Source organism: Roseovarius conchicola (genome assembly GCF_041403425.1).
GTDB lineage: Bacteria > Pseudomonadota > Alphaproteobacteria > Rhodobacterales > Rhodobacteraceae > Roseovarius > Roseovarius conchicola.
Map to the genome: position 1 here is coordinate 291,728 of NZ_JBGEHK010000002.1, position 16,973 is coordinate 308,700.

15 protein-coding genes are annotated in these 16,973 nt (G+C 55.8%); all 15 read right to left on the reverse strand.

The window, feature by feature from the left end; genetic code table 11:
• Positions 1–10: 10 nt before the first annotated feature.
• Entirely contained in the window at positions 11–1,144 is a 1,134-nt protein-coding gene (locus V6N02_RS07310; protein WP_371224869.1) for a response regulator, read from the reverse strand.
• A 168-nt stretch (positions 1,145–1,312) separates the two neighbouring features.
• A complete protein-coding gene (locus V6N02_RS07315; RefSeq protein WP_371224870.1) occupies positions 1,313–2,080 on the reverse strand; it encodes an acyl-homoserine-lactone synthase in 768 nt (255 codons plus the stop codon).
• 184 nt (positions 2,081–2,264) lie between these two features.
• Positions 2,265–3,086 (reverse strand): hypothetical protein, encoded by an 822-nt coding sequence (locus V6N02_RS07320; protein ID WP_371224871.1) that lies wholly within the window; start codon positions 3,084–3,086, stop codon positions 2,265–2,267.
• Positions 3,086–3,442, reverse strand: a complete 357-nt coding sequence (locus tag V6N02_RS07325; protein WP_371224872.1) for a hypothetical protein — start codon at positions 3,440–3,442, stop codon at positions 3,086–3,088. Before V6N02_RS07325 ends, V6N02_RS07320 begins: the two co-directional genes overlap by 1 nt.
• 25 nt (positions 3,443–3,467) lie before the next feature.
• Complete coding sequence (locus V6N02_RS07330) at positions 3,468–4,400, reverse strand: dynamin family protein (RefSeq protein WP_371224873.1); 933 nt, start codon at positions 4,398–4,400, stop codon at positions 3,468–3,470.
• Positions 4,397–6,448, reverse strand: a complete 2,052-nt coding sequence (locus V6N02_RS07335) for a dynamin family protein (protein WP_371224875.1) — start codon at positions 6,446–6,448, stop codon at positions 4,397–4,399. Before V6N02_RS07335 ends, V6N02_RS07330 begins: the two co-directional genes overlap by 4 nt.
• 158 nt (positions 6,449–6,606) lie before the next feature.
• Positions 6,607–7,926 (reverse strand): hypothetical protein, encoded by a 1,320-nt coding sequence (locus V6N02_RS07340; RefSeq protein WP_371224876.1) that lies wholly within the window; start codon positions 7,924–7,926, stop codon positions 6,607–6,609.
• A gap of 13 nt (positions 7,927–7,939) precedes the next feature.
• Positions 7,940–8,842: a PP2C family protein-serine/threonine phosphatase gene (locus V6N02_RS07345; RefSeq protein ID WP_371224877.1), complete on the reverse strand. Its 903-nt coding sequence runs from the start codon at positions 8,840–8,842 to the stop codon at positions 7,940–7,942.
• Positions 8,835–9,992: an FHA domain-containing protein gene (locus tag V6N02_RS07350; protein ID WP_371224878.1), complete on the reverse strand. Its 1,158-nt coding sequence runs from the start codon at positions 9,990–9,992 to the stop codon at positions 8,835–8,837. Before V6N02_RS07350 ends, V6N02_RS07345 begins: the two co-directional genes overlap by 8 nt.
• Positions 9,993–10,003: 11 nt before the next feature.
• The gene (locus V6N02_RS07355) at positions 10,004–11,386 is read right to left on the reverse strand and encodes a serine/threonine protein kinase (RefSeq protein WP_371224879.1); all 1,383 of its coding nucleotides are present in this window, start codon (positions 11,384–11,386) and stop codon (positions 10,004–10,006) included.
• 250 nt (positions 11,387–11,636) lie between these two features.
• Positions 11,637–12,383 carry a hypothetical protein gene (locus V6N02_RS07360; protein WP_371224880.1) on the reverse strand — a complete coding sequence of 249 codons (747 nt, stop codon included), beginning with the start codon at positions 12,381–12,383 and terminating at the stop codon, positions 11,637–11,639.
• A gap of 510 nt (positions 12,384–12,893) precedes the next feature.
• Positions 12,894–13,922, reverse strand: a complete 1,029-nt coding sequence (locus V6N02_RS07365; protein ID WP_371224881.1) for an extracellular solute-binding protein — start codon at positions 13,920–13,922, stop codon at positions 12,894–12,896.
• Between the two features lie 21 nt (positions 13,923–13,943).
• The gene (locus V6N02_RS07370) at positions 13,944–14,750 is read right to left on the reverse strand and encodes an ABC transporter permease (protein WP_371224882.1); all 807 of its coding nucleotides are present in this window, start codon (positions 14,748–14,750) and stop codon (positions 13,944–13,946) included.
• Positions 14,747–15,673: an ABC transporter permease gene (locus V6N02_RS07375; protein ID WP_371224883.1), complete on the reverse strand. Its 927-nt coding sequence runs from the start codon at positions 15,671–15,673 to the stop codon at positions 14,747–14,749. The genes V6N02_RS07370 and V6N02_RS07375 overlap by 4 nt, the downstream gene beginning before the upstream one ends.
• Positions 15,673–16,764 carry an ABC transporter ATP-binding protein gene (locus V6N02_RS07380; RefSeq protein ID WP_371224884.1) on the reverse strand — a complete coding sequence of 364 codons (1,092 nt, stop codon included), beginning with the start codon at positions 16,762–16,764 and terminating at the stop codon, positions 15,673–15,675. Before V6N02_RS07380 ends, V6N02_RS07375 begins: the two co-directional genes overlap by 1 nt.
• Positions 16,765–16,973: the final 209 nt, after the last annotated feature.

Genomic DNA, 16,973 nt, shown 5'->3' on the forward strand with positions numbered 1-16,973 from the left:
CTGTCTGGGCCTAGCGTTGGCCCAAATAGCTCTCTTCTCCGTAAAGCTCGTTCAGCACGGTTTCATAAGTGTTCCTCTGTGCCTGTACCTGCCGAGGGCTCACTTCACTCAACTCGTAACTGACGGCCTGTTGCTCGGTCTTGCGCAGTTCATTCTCAAGTTGCTGCACGGCCGTCACGGCCTTTTGCAGCACGTTTGCGGCACCGGATTTTGAGAGAACACGCAGGGAAACAGCATTCCCGACAAGAATCTCGACACGATCATCAGTGATGTGTTGCCGTGTCTGAGCTCCAAGGTATTCGCCCAGATTTTGGGGGCTAACGACACAGTCCGGGAACTTGCGGCCGTGGATGACCAGCAGGAAAACACCGCCCCCGCGATAAGAGAAAACGCAGTCGAATTCGCTGATCGCGCACTGAATGGCATAGGCCATTTCGCGAATGGCCGCACGAAAACCGGTACACCCGGCGAGATCATAGAACAGCCTCGCATCATGCATCATGATCGAAATTGCCCGGGAATCGAAAAGCTTCCTGCGCGCGAGCTGGGCAACGTAGTTGTCAAACTCGATGTAGCGCAGGGATTGCTTGACCCCCTCAATGGACAACGGGTCTTCAAATTCGAATTGCCGCTCTTGCACCACCTGGCGATCTACCTCGTGGTGATCAGGCGTGGTGCTTTCGGTTTTGCGTCTTGCTTCAACCTGTGCATATGCGCGCTTGATGCGGCTACGCAGTTCGAGAAAATCAAACGGCTTATTGACGTAATCCGACGCGCCTTCGAGGAATGCATGATCGATGTACTTCCTGTCGCTCATAGCGGTCAGCATCAGGATCGGCGTTTCCACGTATTCCGGCAATATGCGGATTTGCTTGAGCAGCTCAATTCCGTCGATTTCAGGCATCTGGATATCGAACAGAAAGCAATCGAACGGCTTATCTGAATCAAGAACCCATTCAAGTGCGTCCGCCGCAGAACTTGCGACCTCGACATCATAGTTCTCGAGCGTCTCGAGCGCGGTTTTGACCAGCTCCAGAATGCTCAACTCATCATCGACAACAAGTATCCTGAACGCGGTGTTGTTAGCCGCGCTCTGTTCAAGTTTCTCTTGGAATCGATCTTTGTCTTTCACGATATTCTGCATGCCCTACGCCCATCCATTGGCAATTTGGACACCAGTTATCATGCACAACTGTGCTGAATTTGAGGCACAATTAACACGGTTTTACAGCGTTTTACCCGAAATACGCCCAAAATTAGGCAGCGGATTCAGCTGTGAAATGCAAGGATTAATTCGTTACGAGCGGAGTAATCAGCTGTCCACCGGGTCGTGCTCAAAGCAAAAATCCCTGGCTTCAAACAGCACCGACTGGCTGGCTGTGCCATCGATCGAAAAGGGTGCGCCGATAGGTGTCGCGCTGACGCCGATGCGCCGTGCCCAACGTGACCAGATGGCCGGAACGACGCCCAAAATGTATGATCCACCGTTTTCGGCGGCTGCTCGACTCATGGACCGAAACAGAAGAGACTGGATCTGGCGACGCTGTACTGCCGGCACCGCATCGGTGATGAAGAACCGCGTTGCCTCCCAGACGTTGTGTTCAACGGGGGCGGGAAAAAACAGGATATCTGTGGGTAAATCTTCAAGCATCCCAAGCTGCGCATCACGCAACATATAACTGTAAATACCGCATTTTGCCGTTGTGGGAAGCATGCGCACACCGCCCAGAATCTCACCAAACTGATGTAGGATCACCCAGTGTGCAAATGGCGTGTCATATTGATCGAACTCCATCCCGTCGGTCTCGGACACGCACCAGCCAAACCTGTCGAGAAAAATGGCTTTTCTCGCCTCAAGGTATCGTGTCAGCAATTCACCATGCTCATGCATATTGCGAAAGGTAAGCGTATTGGATCTGACCCGATCAACGGACTCAGTCGGGGCATCTTTGTTTTGCGCTCGGGAACTTTTTACTCGTGGATTCGGCTCGGCAGTTCGAACCTCAGCCGAATTGGTATGAGCGCGCGACGTTGTGAGGGTATCGGTCTCTGCCTGAAAAGGCCGCCACGTGCGGTTCATCCGTGCTCGCTGTATTGCAGGTCGTTGCCTTACTTATGCCTTATTTCGCGGAATTGAGTCCACCACCGCAGCCGTTTTTCTTCAAATATCCCTCTGAAATGTTTGCAGATGATTCAAAAATGCCGCGATCCGGGTCGCACAACCCTAAAAGATACGACTTTTTAGCATCTCCGGATAACGTGTATCAGGGTGCAAGGTCCGATTTGTCCCGCCCATAGATCGCGGTCCATTGTTCCATCGCGCGTCTTGTGTCCGGATTTGGAAGCGCGGCGATCAACAGATCGTTGCCATCCGATACCACCATCGCCTGCACGTCATCTGAAATGAAGAACGCCACGCATTGCCGGTTGGGCCTGTCGAGTCGGCGATGCCCGTTTCGGCAGGCCGCTTCGGAGCTGACTTTCTGTTCCAACAGCGTCAGGCGCTTGAAGACCTCCTGATCGGGGTCGTGCGCGATTGTTTCACCGTTACCTGTTCGAAAGATCCAGCCTTGGGTTGCTGCATGAATCTCTTTCAGGAACGCCCTGAGGCGGTTCTTGAAATACGGTGTTTCGCTGAACTCGGTGAGGTGTCGCGCCGAGCACGCCAGGCTGCCCGTTGCGGCTTGCGGAGCGCGGTCGATCATACGAAGAACCAATGGGCCAGACCGGGCGCTGAGCGCTTTGAGGGCCTGTGCATACGCGCTGGCAACAGTTTCAGGGGAGGCGTCCTGGCCCAGATCTGTCCCGATCTTTCTGCCATCAATCTCAAGTTCAAGCAGTCGGCGGTTGGACGCGATCATCGTGGCAATCGCATGGCCCCCCGAAAACAGAGCAAGCCGTCGCGGCAAGACAGTTTCGTCAATCTCGCGCACCAGACATTGAACCAGTTCCTTGAAATCGGGCGATGCCACTTTGCTTTCATCGCGAAACGTCTCGCGGGGCGTCGTCAAACGCTCCATCGCATTTCGCAGGCGATGGGCGGTTTCACTGTCTACTGACTTATGCGCATTGGACGACGCGTACATCATGCCGCCCTCGACATTTCGGTGAGAATTTGCTGCGCTGATTGAACCACCTGCGGCACCTCAGAGGCGCTTTGGCAAACACAGCAGATGATATCGGTGTTTTCCTCGTTGGAACGCACGAAAATGCGAACCTCATCCGGCGTTGCGACCACGACAAGGTTGTTTCCGGCCGACATGAAATCAGACAGGGAAAAGTTGAGGCTGGCCTGCTGAAGGATCTCTTCCAGATATTCGTGCTTGTAAGGTTTGGAGGCGCTTGTTCTGAGGGCAAGGCCTGTCGAAAGCTCTCCGAAAGAGACAAGCGTGCAACCGGGCACGCCTTGGCGCAGTTCATCCAGGCGATCTGAAAGGCTCATTCAGCCCTCCTATGGGATGAAGCCGTCATGACATGTTGACCATATCCGCCCTGGCAGGGCGTTCGGTCCTCCCGCGCATCTCGGTCAACACCCGAACACGTTTCGGAACGATGTTTGTCGCGCCATATTCCGCGGGTGCCTCCGGCGCCGTCTCTTGCTCATCGGCGGCATAGAGTTCGGCCTCGTCTGCCGGTTCCATGTTGTGCGAGGGGGGTGCGGCGGTGGGGGCGTCGGCATTCTCTGGCTTGGGAGAGGGATTCATCAGATACTCGACCAGATTGTCGATGAAATCGGCCGCGCCGCTGGCAGTCCATTTCGCTTCATCCTCGCCAGCCGCAACCGCGTCTATGATCGAGAGGGGGAAGACATGCTTGAACTGCCCTTCGGTTTCCTTTCGCACCCGCATCAGAACCCGGTCCAGATCCCGTTCTGAGCGCAGTTTGTCGACCTGCGTCACCAGAAGGATGTTGTCACCATTCGTCCGCCCCGAAATCTGTTCCCAGGTTGCCGCCTCGGATTGACGCCAGGCCTGTGTGGCCTGCGTGCACCAGACCACGTTGTCCACCTCGTCCATGACGGACAACCAGGTTTCCGAGGACATGTTCGGATCGGAAATGCCCGGCATGTCGATCAGGTCACAGATTTCCAGCGTTTCGGACGGATTGAACAGCCGGATCATGCGCGTATCTTCTATCCGCACCTCATCGATGTCTTCGATATTGATCGGGGTTTCTGTTCCGTCATGCCCCACGGCGAAGGCCGCGCTTTTACCATGCGTGATCCAGACAGGCGGAAGGCGCGTTGCCGTCACTTTGACCGGCAAGGGCGCATCGCCCAGAAGCAGCTTGGACAGAGTGCTTTTGCCGGCGCTGAACTCGCCCATCAGGGCCAGGCGGGTCTTGCGGTGGGGTTGCCCCATACAGGTATCGGAGTTTGTCACGGTGATCTCCTCGGTCATGTCGCGTAGCGGCGCAAAGTTTCCAACGTGGTTTCAAGCCGCGCGCTTTGGAGTGCGTAATCGGTGGTTTTGAACAATTGTTCCGCGCCGTCTTTGCTGTGCTCACCCGCAATCAGGTCGTGAAGTATGGCGTTCTGTTCTTCCAGAAAATGCTCCAGCTCGACGACCAGATCTTTGCGGATGTCAGCTGTCTGGACATCTTTCATCTGGGTCATGAAGTCTTCGGTTTCGGCGCTGATAAGCTTGCGGAACTGCTTTGCGAAGGCACTGTATCCGCGCGTGCGGCGCCACCACATGCTCCACCACCGGTCGTTGAAATCAAGAGCGATCGTTTGTCCCAGCGCAACGGGAGACGGGATTTGTGGCACCTCTGGCGCTGCGATCTGAATACCCTCGACCGCCGGGCCAAAGCCCCGGTACAGCAAAACCGCTATGTCATGAAGGGTCTTGTCATAGGTCTCGCGCGCTGCTTTTCGCGCCTTGTTCCCCATCGAGGAATAGGCAGACCGCAAAAGCATCCGCAGACCGGCAGGGTCATACTCCCAAACATGTTCATCACCATGGGTTTCCAGGTGCCCAAGCAACGAGTGGGTCGCGCGTTCAATGAAATTGGTGTGGGCACGATCGGCGCGATGATGATAATCCGAGAAGAGGCCGGACAGGGATTTGTCCAGCATGTCGGTGCTGTCCCGCTTGATCCGGTCGAAAGCATCCCGGATGTCGCTCGTGGTCATGTCCGAGGCAAAGTCATCACCCTCGATGACCGCGCCACGGGCTGCTTGCTGCGAGGTGGCAATCGCAATGGCCGAAGACGCGACCTTTTTCAGCAGAGGTGTGCCAAGGGTGGTGACGATCTGCCCGGACAAGGCCCGCATCAGGCGTGGCAATCCTGACATTTCCCAGACCAGTTCATTCGCGGGCCGGTCAATCATGGTGGACCCCATCACCGCCTCGGTCAAAGACAGCAGGGCATCGACACTGTTATCCTGCATCCCGTCGAGTTCGCCGCTCAGCACCTTGTTGGCCCAGTAGGCGCTGCCGAAAATAATCTCCGCGTTCTCAGGCCCATGATGGGCTTTCAGCGTCTCACGAATGCTTTTTTCGACCTCGACGATCTGATTGTCGGGATCGGACAACTCATCAACCCTGTTGACGAAGATGATGACCTCACGCGATTTGAGATTGGTGATCATTCTGATCAGCGCCATATCGACCGAGGTCAGCGCCTGCGTGGCGGACAGCACGACGACGCAGATACGGCTCTCGCGAACGGCCTTGATGGTCACCATTTCCCGCATCATGAACGTATCGTTGACCCCCGGCGTATCGCGGATGCAAAGCCGGTGGGGAACGGTCTGACAGTTCAGATAAAGCTCAGCTGCGCGCGTGATGTCGGCAAAACGGCCCTGCTCATCGATTGGGGCACCTGGCGCATCCATATCGAAATCATCGCCAAGGCAGATGTAGCGTTCAAGCAGGTTCTTGTCGAAGTAGCTGTATTCGTGTTCCTGACCCATCAACAGCTCAAAATGCCGGCCCAGCCTTGCGCGGGATTTCTCGCGCATCTCGTCGATCTGGTCCTGAATCTTATTAAGTTCACCCTCGGCACCGGCACGGTCCGCCAACTCGCCCAAACGCCCGCCTTTCGTGGTCAGGCGATCCCATTCATCCTCGGTCATGAACTGGAATTTCGCACCGGTTTCGGCGCGATCCTCGGCGGGATTGAGATGCAAAGACGTCACCACGGACGTCCACGGGTTCACATCAGACGGAAGCAGATCGGCCCAACCTGCCATTGCGTTGATCAGTGCCGTCTTACCGGCCTTGACCTGTCCGAGGACCGTGATGCTCGGCTCGAAAGCGGCCAGTTCTTTCTTCAACCTCTGAACGGGTTTACGCGATTCCCTGCTTGAAACCTGTTCCAGTTGATGCAGCGCCAATTCAAGCTCTTCTGCATCCCGTGCAAAAACGGAAAGGGCCTCCATTCCCGCCCTGAGGTTGGTTGGTCCGGATGACGACCGGATTTCAGTCGTCGGATCGATTTTCATTTCGGCGTTCATTCGGCACCTGTTTTTCTGCGTATTGCAGGGACTGCTTCTTTCCCGATCACACACCAGTTTGCGCAAAGCGCACTTACGGCGAAAATGTCATTCGATTGTGTTGATAATTGGGCAAGCGTGAGTGCAAACCTTGATCGAAACCCGCGTCACACCGCGAGTTTTTGTGACAGTTCCTTGCGGATTTGCAGCATCAGTGTCACGGCATCCAGCGCCGCATCCTCTCCACGTTCAAGCTGAAACAACATCAGCATTTCTTCGCCTTCCTGAACGTGCTCGTTCATGGCCTGTTTCGCCGGATCGTCATCGCCGGTCGATAGCAGAAGATCGGAAATCGAATGAATGGCTTCGGTGCAATCCGTCAAAATGCGGTCTGTATCCAGCTCTCCTGACTCATCCATTTCGTCGAGCATCCGCGCAGAGTGCTGTTGCAGCAAATCCACGGCTTCTGACAGTACGGCAACCGCTTCGGTGTCGCGTACCAGATCAGCCTCGGCAACCTCGGTCGTTACCATGTCTTGCAAGGATATATCGTGCTGTTCAGAGACTTGATTTTCGGCGGGCGGTTCCGCCTCTGACGTATCGGTTTCTGCAACAACATGCTCTGCCACGGGGGGTTCCGCGTCAGACATAGCGATTTGTGGCATCCGTACTGCGAGACGGTCCATGAAAATGCGCGCCTGGTCGAAATCCGCGGTGCGGCCCTGCCGCACCTGACGCATCAGCAATTCCATCAGATGCCTGCCGCCACTTGAGGTCCAAAGCTCGTCCTTGATTGTATCGGCACTGGTTTGTGCGGTGATGCCCTGAATGGTCGCCACGGGAAACAGGCCAAGGAATTCTTCTGCCACGATGGGATTGAGCCGGTCGATAGTGTCGCTCAGCATGCCTCTCATCAGTTGTTGATCGGCCATTGTCAGGACCAGAAGGCTGTGATCCTTGATTTTGTCTGGAACCATGGACCACAACAGCTGTTCTTCTTCGCCGAAGTCCTGGCTGCACCACACCACCAGATCAGCGCGTTCGATGGCTGCTTCCAGCGTTGTGCGTTTTTGGGCCATGTCGCCATGAAGACCCATTTCGATAAAGTCATTCGAAATCAGCTTATTATCCGGAAGCTCCTGGCGAATTCGGACAGCGTCATCGGGACAATCGCAATCCTTTAGAACCCCCGCGATTGAGGAAACGGACCCGTCCCTGCGCTCAATGATCAATTGTTCGGTTTCGCCATAGGCAAGCTCGACAATCGGGGCCTTGATACCATGACCCAGAACAGGCCGCGCCGACATCATTTCGATCAAGGCGGATTTGCCCGTCCCCGGAAATCCGGTGACCACAACCTGAACCGGTTTGGTCAGGTGTTCCAACAGGCGTGCGCCCCAGCGATCATAAGGGTGCGGCAGCTGCCCATTGTCCACGATGCGTCCAAGACGATCAATCACCGGATCGATCTGATCTGCAAAGGTCATTGATACTCTCCAGTCACAGCTGAGCTGCCTTTTTCCTGGCGCGTGTGACACGGGCGATAATTGTAATCGACTCGTTCTTGCCATTGCTTGAACGGGTCACGGTGCCCAGGTCATCCTGCGGGATCACTTCCTGGCCGCTACCCAACAGCTTGATCACGCACATGGAAAGATTGTCCTGATGGGGATCGTCCAGCTTCTGGATTTCTTTCGTCAGTGCCGTGCTGATCTGTTCTGCAGTCGACTTCTGCTGAAAACGCAGCACGCCTTCTATCTGATCTTCCGAGATGAACTGAAGCCCGTCACTGGCCGCGATCAGGATATCGTTTTCCTTCAGATGCAGCGGCATTGCAGGGCAGTCAACCTGTGCAATATCCCCGCCGATCAGAACGGATGTCAGACAGGTTTGATCGGGATAGCTAAGCGCTTCTTCGCGATCCATGATGCCGGCTGACACCAGATACTCGATCTGCGAGGACAGCGCGTGGTTCTCATTCAGCCGCGTCAGAATGCCGTCGCGAAAAAGGTAGAGAGGCGAGTCGCCCACCGACACCCAATAGAGCCTGTCCTCGACAAGCACCGGGGCCAGAAGTGTGGCACCCATGCCGTCAGATTCGGAATGCTCGCGCGCATAGTGACCGAGGCACTTGTTGGCGTGAATCGCTGCCCCTTTCAGAACTTCACCAATACACGGTTCAAGAAGATCAGGGTCGCCTGATCGCAGCTTCAGTTCGCTGAACACTTCGGTCACGACGATCTTGCTTGCCATGTCGCCAGCCGCATGGCCGCCCATCCCGTCGGCGAGCACAACAAAACCGAAGGCCTGACCGGATTGAAAGTCAGAGGCAAGCGCGTCCTCCTGACGATCGCGACGGCCAATCTCGATGGACATCGCTGTATCGTAAGTCAGATCAGCCATTAGCTGCACAAGCCCGGCCCGCATCCTGGCTTTTCTCCCATGAGAAGTCAGGACCGCAGAGAGGCACGAACCGCAGAGTGGTCTCGCCAATCGTAATGTGGTCACCTGCGACCAGTTCCTCGGTGCTCAGAACCGGGCGGTCGTTGCGACGCACGATATTCGCTTTGCCGGTATGACCGATGTAAAAGCTTTGCTGACGCTCGTCATAGGCGATCGATGCATGGGCTTCGCGAGAAATGCTGTTGTCGCCGAAATCGAGACACACGGTCTGATCTGTGCCGCGGCCGATGTTGCTGACGCCGTTGAAGAGAGAAAAGGCCGATCCGCGGCCTTCGCCTTCGACGACGATAAGCCAGCCAACCGGGAAGCTTGTGTAAGCGGCGGCTTTTGCCTGGTCGCTATCCTTGATCGGGTCGATATCCGTGTCCATGGACGTATTGAAACCAAGCAATCTGGTTTTGACACGTCCGTGTTGGCTCTTGCCGCGGCCCAAGGCGGGCTGTGGTACTTCTACTTTGCGCGGCTCGGCCGGGGCGGGCTGCGGTTGGGCAGCGACGGGTGATTCCGGCTCTTCCATCGCAGGCACGTCTTCAACGGCAGGCTCGGAATAGGCCATTTCGGATGGCTGCATGTCAGGACCCGTGTCGGCTTCGTCATCCGAAGCGAGCGGTTGCTCGTCAAGGTCGTTTGCCGGGGGCTCGTTCAGTTCCTGGAACACACGCTGAAGCGATTGTTCCGTATCCTGTTCATCAGAAGACGCAGACCCGCTGTCCGGGGACAGGGTACTTTCATCTGCAACCTCGGTCTCTTCCGGCGCATCTTGTGGTGCTTCGGTATCTACGGCCATGGGGCTTGCCGGTACCAGTTTTCTGGTTCGCGGTGCCGGAACGTCCTCTTCCTGCACAGGGGTTTCAGCAGCTTGTTCGGCAGTCTCGACGGGCTCGTGATCCTCGCCGAAAATTTCGGCAAATTCATCGTAGATATTGCTTTCAGACGTAAGATCGGCTTCGACCTTGTCGGCCTGTAGCATGTCATCCTGCGCAGGTTGCTCATGGCCCGGAACACCGTCGGTAGGTGCGGCCTCAGACTCTCTCAAGGCGTTCTCTTCCATCTGGCGTTTTTCGCCAATGATTTCCCGAATGAATTTCATACTGCTTCCTTTCAGTTCTGGGCCAGAACAGCCGAACGTTGTCTCATGCTTGTTATCTTGTTGAACATGCGAAGCAGTCCACGCTTCGATTTTTCCTCATTCGCACTTCCAGTGGTCGACGAATCGATGTTTGCTCCGCGTTTTTCCGGATCGCGTTTGAGCATTTTATCCTGCTCTTTTAGCCATTTATCGATGTCTTCGATGGGCTGACCAAAAATGTCGACAAGAGGCTGTGGCTCTTCTTCTTTTTCGACTTCGCCCATCATGCCTTTCTTCAAGTCACCGGGCTGACCCTGTTTGACCTTGCTGTTGGTGTCTTCCACCAAGGAAGAAATCTTCGCGGCAAGTTCGGGTTCAAACTCGATCTCGGCTTCAACCTTGGCCGGGGCCTCGGATGTGTGTTCAGCCACGACCGAGGCCGTCTGGACTTTTCGAGGCACAGCATTTGTTGTCATCGGTTTTTCGACTGACGGGGCCTGCGGATTGTCGAGTACCTCGAGCCATTCCCGAGCAGACTGGAAACGCTCGTCCTGGGGAATGGACAGGGCTTTGTCGATCGCCTGCAGGAACGACTTTTCGAAGGGCCAATCCCACTCCAACAGAGACTTGTAAGGATCGGCCTTCTCCGAGTTAAGAGCGGCCACACGTTTCTGGCAGTCGGGTGGCGCGAAGCCGGTGATCAAATGGTAGAAGGTCGCGCCTACGGAATAAATATCGCTGGATGGCCGCTGGGCCCCGTCGTTGTAGTAGAACTCATGCGGTGAATACCCATCTTTCACGGACATGATTGTCGACAAGGCCCGGGTCTGGCGGACCGCTTCTTCGCGGGCTGCGCCGAAGTCGATCAGTGTCAGCCTGTCATGGGCATCCAGCAACAGGTTATCCGGCGAGATATCGCGGTGAAGCATGCCCAAATCGTGCACATGATCCAGGGCATTCAGAGTATCGCGCAACAGCTTGGTGATAACCGCATCGGTCAGACGACCCGGATCGATATCAAGCATGCTCAGAAGATCCATGCCGTCCACGTAGTCCATGGCGATATACGCGGTGTTGTTCTCCTGAAAGACCTGGTGAACTTTCACGATGTTCGGATGGTCGAATTTGGCCATGCGCAATGCTTCGCGCAGGAAGTTGCGAATGACGCTTTGGTACTGTTCCTGGTAGTTGGGTTTGCGGGGGCGGACCTCGCCATTGATCCGATTGCAGACGGAACTTGGAAAACACTCTTTGATAACCACTTTACGATCCAGGCTGTCTTTCGCCAGGTACGTCATGCCAAAGCCACCATCGATCATGTGGTGCTCGATCACGTACTGCCCATAGAGCAGCTGTTGCCCGGACGGAAGATCGTCAGACTCAGAATCGATCAGATTGGTTGCGTTGTTTTGCACTTACGTTCTTCCCACAAGCCCTAAAACGGAACAGCGACGATACTCGGTACAGATGGACAGTCGTCTTAAGGTTGATGGATGAATGTGATCAAAACATGGCCACAATTGTTCAAAGAACTGGCAATGAGCGAAAATCAAAAAGATATTGGATTTTTCGTCCAGTTCCTGACCGGCCTCGTCTAACGACAACGGGCCGCTGTCCGACGTTGGTCAGAGGTCACCCCACCTGGCAAAACGGGTGCTTACGTTTTTACGCAGCAAGCCGATCCGGCTGTTGGGACGGCGCAAAATCTCGCAGGGTCGTGTAAGTTAGCAGAGCGGCTCCAACAGGTGGCGTATAGATCAGCATGGTCGCGCCGAGCGCATAAATCGTCAGACGCTGCGGCAGTGAAATTTCATCGTCTTCGATGATTTCATCATGCCAGGACTCATCGCCAATCACGTTCAATTCTTGAAACGGGGGCGTGTTTGCCTGCTTGAGCTTTGCTTCCAGCAGGATGTCCCGGGTCAGGGCACGGGTCTGGCGTTGCTGGGGCTGGCTGATCTGTTGGGGGTCGTCCTGGAAGGTGCCCGCATAGCTTCGGTCCAGGATCTCGGCAACGGTCCTGACCAGTTCGGTGTCTACCGGCTGTGTCGCGTCGGATTGGAAGACAATCTCGAAATTCAGGTAGCTTTCCAGGTGGCCCACCAAGACGTCTCTGACGAATTCGCATGTGTCGCGAGGCACAAGCAGATTGCCGCCTTCGGTTGTGTGGCCCACCGAGAACACCATGACGCAGGGTTCGTCCTCGGATTCCGCGGGAAGCCAGCCAAGCAAAATCCGCAGGCTGTCTCTTTCGATGATCGCGACATTGTCACTGTACCAGTTCAGGCAGCAATGGTTCAAACCGTAGGGCTGAAAGGTCGTGTCGAGATCTTCGACGATTTCCTTGAAGACCTGCTTCGAGGAAACGTCGAATTGAAGGGCTGTGATAGCTCCATAAAACTGTACGCTCATTTTGACCTCTTGGGCTGCAATAATCAGTCAGGCTCAAAAGGCTCCTGAATAGTGTCCAAAATTTGCCGGAATTGAGTTTAGCGCATGGCAAACCCTTATTTAGGCGGGGTTTTGCCTATCCCTGAGAATCCGGTGTCTGGCAGCATGCACACGGGAATTGGCCGGGTTCGGAATGGGTTGGAGTCAGAACGCTAGATCAACGCGTGATATGGGATACCAAACAGGGTTGAGTAGTCCGGCAATGTGGCCACGAAGAAGATCGGCAATGGCCTCCGGCAGGTGTCGTTGGCGGACCAAAGTCTCGTGCCCGTCGCCAGACATCCTGCATCGTCTTTTCTTGATGATGTCCAGTTGAACGAAACGAAACAGCGTCTCGACCGCAAAGACACCGTAAGCAGTCATACGTTGTGCGGATCTGCACAATAAGCGCTGGATTTGTCCGTTTGGTAATTCAGAGGGTTCCGATAACCGGTCGGCGGGCGGGCTGCCCACCGACCTTTGGTGATGCGTTTACTTTTTCAGGTTCGTCCAAATCTGATCATAGACGGCCTGGGTTTCCTGGTCACAAACCTCGATGAACGCTCCTGCGCCTGCCTCGGCGGGCGGGTTGGATTCGGGCAGGCTTGCCAGTTCCGGATCAAGGAATTCGGCCGCACCATCCACACCCAAACCATACCGCGCATAGTTCGAAACCGCCGCGATGTTTTCGGGTTCCAGAAGGAAATCCATGAATTTCAGGGCGTTTTCGCGGTTCGGCGCGTCGTTCAAAAGCACCACATTGTCCATCCAGACAACGTACCCTTGGGTCGGAAATGCGTATTTGATCGTGTCCTTCTCGGCCCGCGCCTTGGCGGCGAACCCGTCATAGATCATGCCAACCGCCGCGTCGCCCGATACCAGAACCTCTTTGGCGGTGTCCGAGTTGAACGAGGCCCAGTTCTGTTTGGCGCCCTGAAGCATTTCATTCAGCGCCTTGAGCTGTTCACGGTCGGTTGAGCATTGCGGGATGCCCATATGCAGCGAGGCCAGGGCCATCACCTCACCTTGACTATCCAGCACGTTGATCTTGCCAGCCAGTTCGGCGGGCGGGTTGAACAGGATATCGGTGGTGTTGATATCACCGGAATAGGCGGCCGTATCCACAGCGAAAGCGGTCGAGCCCCACTGGTAAGGGATCGAATGCTTGCGGCCCGGGTCAAAGCTGGGATCGGCCCATTCCGCAGAAATGTTACCAGAATTGGCAAGTTCGCCATCCGCAATCGTGTCCAGAAGGCCCTCGCCCGCCATGATCGCGACCATGTAGTCACCCGGTACGGCAACATCATAGGTGCCCATGCCCCCGGCCTTTAGCGACGCCAGCATGGCCTCGTTTGAGTCATACGTGTCCATGGTGACATTGATGCCGGTCTCGGCGGTGAACTTCTCCAGCAATTCCTGCGGCATGTATTCGAACCAGTGATAAATCACCAGATCGCCCTCGGCGGCCGCGGCATTGGCCATCAGGGCCGCTGCGATTGCTGTGCTTGCAAGTTTTTTCATTTCATTCGCTCCTTGTTGAACCTATTTCTTGTTGTCCCATTTCGAGACGAAGTACGAGATTGTGACCATCACGATTGATATGCCCAACAGCATGGTCGAGATCGCCATGATATTGGGTTTGATGCCCTGTTTCACCGATCCGAAAATGGCCGTCGGCAATGTCTCGACCCCGGCGCCTTTGACGAAGTTTGTGATGATAAAATCGTCAAGGCTGATGATGAACGCCAGCAGGAAGCCCGAAATGATCCCCGGCATCATCAAGGGCAGCAGCACCCGGCGGAAGGCTTGCGCCTTGGTGGCATAGAGGTCTTGGGCAGCCTGCTCATACGTATCCTCGATCCCCTGCATGCGCGCCTGAATCGGCAGATAGGCAAAGGGGATGCAGAAGGCGATATGGGCCACAAGGATCGTCATATAACCGCGCGTGAACCCGATCGAGTTAAAGAAGATCAGGGTGGCCACGGCCAAAACGATTTCGGGCACCATGATCGGCAGGCTGATCAGGCCCAGCGAGGGCAGGCGCAGTTTGTATTTGCCACCCCGCACAATCGCCGTGGCCGAGGTGACCGCAATGGCGGTGGCAACCGTCGCCGCCACCAGCGCGATTGAGAACGAGTTGATCGCTGCCTGTTTGAATTTCGCGCTCTCCGGTCCGACAAACACATCAACATACCAGCGCAGCGACAGGCCTTCCCAGACCGTGATCGACTTGGAGGCGTTGAAGGAATAGACCGTCACCACCACCAACGGCGCATAGAGGATCACCAGGCACAGGAGGGTGACAAAGTAAAACCCAGGATAAGTTTTGACGTCTGCTTTCGCACTCATGTCTCTGCCCCCGCCTTGCGCTGCTGACGCGAGAAGATGATCAGGATGATCAGCACCATCGTCAGCAGGATCATGGATGCCGCCGCCCCAAAGGGCCAGTTGCCCGCGTTGCCCTTGAACTGTTCCTCGATCAGCGAGCCGATCATAAAGTTCTTGGCGCCTCCCAGCAGGTCGGGCGCCAGAAACGCCCCCAGGCTGGGCACAAAGACCAGGATACAGCCCGCGATCACGCCGGGCTTGACCGCCGGTAAAAGCACCCGGCGCAGCGTGGCCCATTTGCTGGCGTAAAGGTCGGCGGCGGCCTCGGACAGGCTAAAGTTATACCGCTCGACCGCGGCATAGATCGGCAGCACCATGAAGGGCAGATAGCTGTAAAACAGGCCCAGCTGCACAGCAAAGTTGGTGTTGATGATCCGCAACGGGTCATCAATCAGCCCGATGCCAATCAGAAAATCATTCAACGGCCCCTGATCCCGCAACAGGAATTTCATCGATACGGTGCGGATCAGAAGGTTCACCCAATAGGGGATCGTGATCAGGAACACCCACATCGCACGGGTTCTCTCGGGGCGTGTGGCGATGAAATAGGCGGTTGGAAACCCGATCAGCAGCGACATCAGCGTCGCCAGCCCGGCCTGCCAGATCGAGCGCCAGAAAATCGTGATATAGGTCCATTCGATCTTGGGCGGGTCATCCCCGAAAAGGCCGCGATCAAAGAAGAACTGATCATAAGCAGCCGTGCTGAATTCCCAGATGACGCCGCCACGAAATTCCTTGGTCAGAAAGGAATAGACCAGCATCATCAGCACTGGCAGAAGAACAAAAACCCCCAGAACAAACCATGAGGGGGCCAGCAGCCAATGGCGCGCGCTGGCGTAAGTGTCTGTCGTGGCGCTGCCGCCTGATGCCGCTCCGCCCGCCATCAGTCAACCAACAGGCGCGCAGCGCCCATCTCCATGTTGACAAAGACATCGCTGCCCGGCTCGTAAATCCGTTTGTTGCCACGCTCCGAGTTTGACGTGCGCACCTGAAAATCCGGACCGTCGGCCAGATCAATAAGGGTGGTGATGTCCGTTCCGATAAAGATGTTTTGCAGCACCGTACCTTTCAGGCTTTCGCTTTCGGTCGGCTGATCGGAAATAAACAGCCGTTCGGGGCGCACCGACATATGCACCTTGGAGCCCACGCCGATGCCCTCGACCGCGTTGCAGGTCAGTTCGTGTCCGCCCCCCAGATGGCAAATGGCCCGGCCATCGGCGATCTTGTCAACGCTGACTTCCAGCAGATTGGTATCGCCAATAAAGTCTGCCACGAACATGTTGCGCGGCTGCTCATAGATATCGCGCGCCTTGCCCAGTTGTTGCAGCTCGCCCGAGGACATGACCGCAATGCGGTCTGACATGGTCAGGGCTTCTTCCTGATCATGGGTTACAAAGATGAAGGTGATCCCGGTTTCGCGTTGCAGCTGTTTCAGCTCCAATTGCATCGCCCGGCGCAGCTTCAGATCCAGCGCCGACAGCGGCTCGTCCAGCAGCAGCAGCTTGGGTTGTGGGGCCAGCGCCCGGGCCAGAGCGACGCGCTGTTGCTGACCGCCGGACAATTGCGATGGCTTGCGCGTGGCAAATTGCGACAGATGCACCAGTTCCAGCATTTCTCCGGCCCGCTTCTTGGCCTCTGACTTCGACGTGCCGCGCATTTCCAGCCCGAACGCCACGTTCTGCAGGATCGTCATGGTCGGGAACAAGGCGTAGTTCTGGAACACGGTATTGACCGAGCGTTTGTTCGGAGGCAGCTTTTCGATCTCTTCCCCGAACAGAAAAATCTCCCCCTCGGTGACATCCTCGAACCCTGCGATCATCCGCAGCAATGTGGTTTTTCCGCACCCCGATGGCCCCAAAAGCGTAAAGAATTCATTATCTTGAATGGTGAGAGATATCTTTTTGAGTGCCGTGAAATCGCCATAGCGCTTCACTGCATTGCGAATATCAATCGCGATGGGATTGTCCTCTGGCACGTGTCTCTCCTTCGGTCGCGTTAGGGCGTGCAGTGCTATCATTGCAGTATAGGTCCATGCCCAAATCGCCGTAAGAACTGTATTCCTCAGCGTCCGTTAGTCAGAGCCTAACGGCGTGATTTTGACCTCAACGGCGTAGAAAGAGGCGGCTGAAAACCACGCCATTGTGGCTGAAATCGCGGCCTTTGACCCCTGCGGACATGATTTGC

Coding starts and splice junctions, on each gene's coding strand:
- V6N02_RS07310 (WP_371224869.1), bottom strand. CDS start 1,144: ATGCAGAATATCGTGAAAGACAAAGATCGATTCCAAGAGAAACTTGAA.
- V6N02_RS07315 (WP_371224870.1), bottom strand. CDS start 2,080: ATGAACCGCACGTGGCGGCCTTTTCAGGCAGAGACCGATACCCTCACA.
- V6N02_RS07320 (WP_371224871.1), bottom strand. CDS start 3,086: ATGTACGCGTCGTCCAATGCGCATAAGTCAGTAGACAGTGAAACCGCC.
- V6N02_RS07325 (WP_371224872.1), bottom strand. CDS start 3,442: ATGAGCCTTTCAGATCGCCTGGATGAACTGCGCCAAGGCGTGCCCGGT.
- V6N02_RS07330 (WP_371224873.1), bottom strand. CDS start 4,400: ATGACCGAGGAGATCACCGTGACAAACTCCGATACCTGTATGGGGCAA.
- V6N02_RS07335 (WP_371224875.1), bottom strand. CDS start 6,448: ATGAAAATCGATCCGACGACTGAAATCCGGTCGTCATCCGGACCAACC.
- V6N02_RS07340 (WP_371224876.1), bottom strand. CDS start 7,926: ATGACCTTTGCAGATCAGATCGATCCGGTGATTGATCGTCTTGGACGC.
- V6N02_RS07345 (WP_371224877.1), bottom strand. CDS start 8,842: ATGGCTGATCTGACTTACGATACAGCGATGTCCATCGAGATTGGCCGT.
- V6N02_RS07350 (WP_371224878.1), bottom strand. CDS start 9,992: ATGAAATTCATTCGGGAAATCATTGGCGAAAAACGCCAGATGGAAGAG.
- V6N02_RS07360 (WP_371224880.1), bottom strand. CDS start 12,383: ATGAGCGTACAGTTTTATGGAGCTATCACAGCCCTTCAATTCGACGTT.
- V6N02_RS07365 (WP_371224881.1), bottom strand. CDS start 13,922: ATGAAAAAACTTGCAAGCACAGCAATCGCAGCGGCCCTGATGGCCAAT.
- V6N02_RS07370 (WP_371224882.1), bottom strand. CDS start 14,750: ATGAGTGCGAAAGCAGACGTCAAAACTTATCCTGGGTTTTACTTTGTC.
- V6N02_RS07375 (WP_371224883.1), bottom strand. CDS start 15,673: ATGGCGGGCGGAGCGGCATCAGGCGGCAGCGCCACGACAGACACTTAC.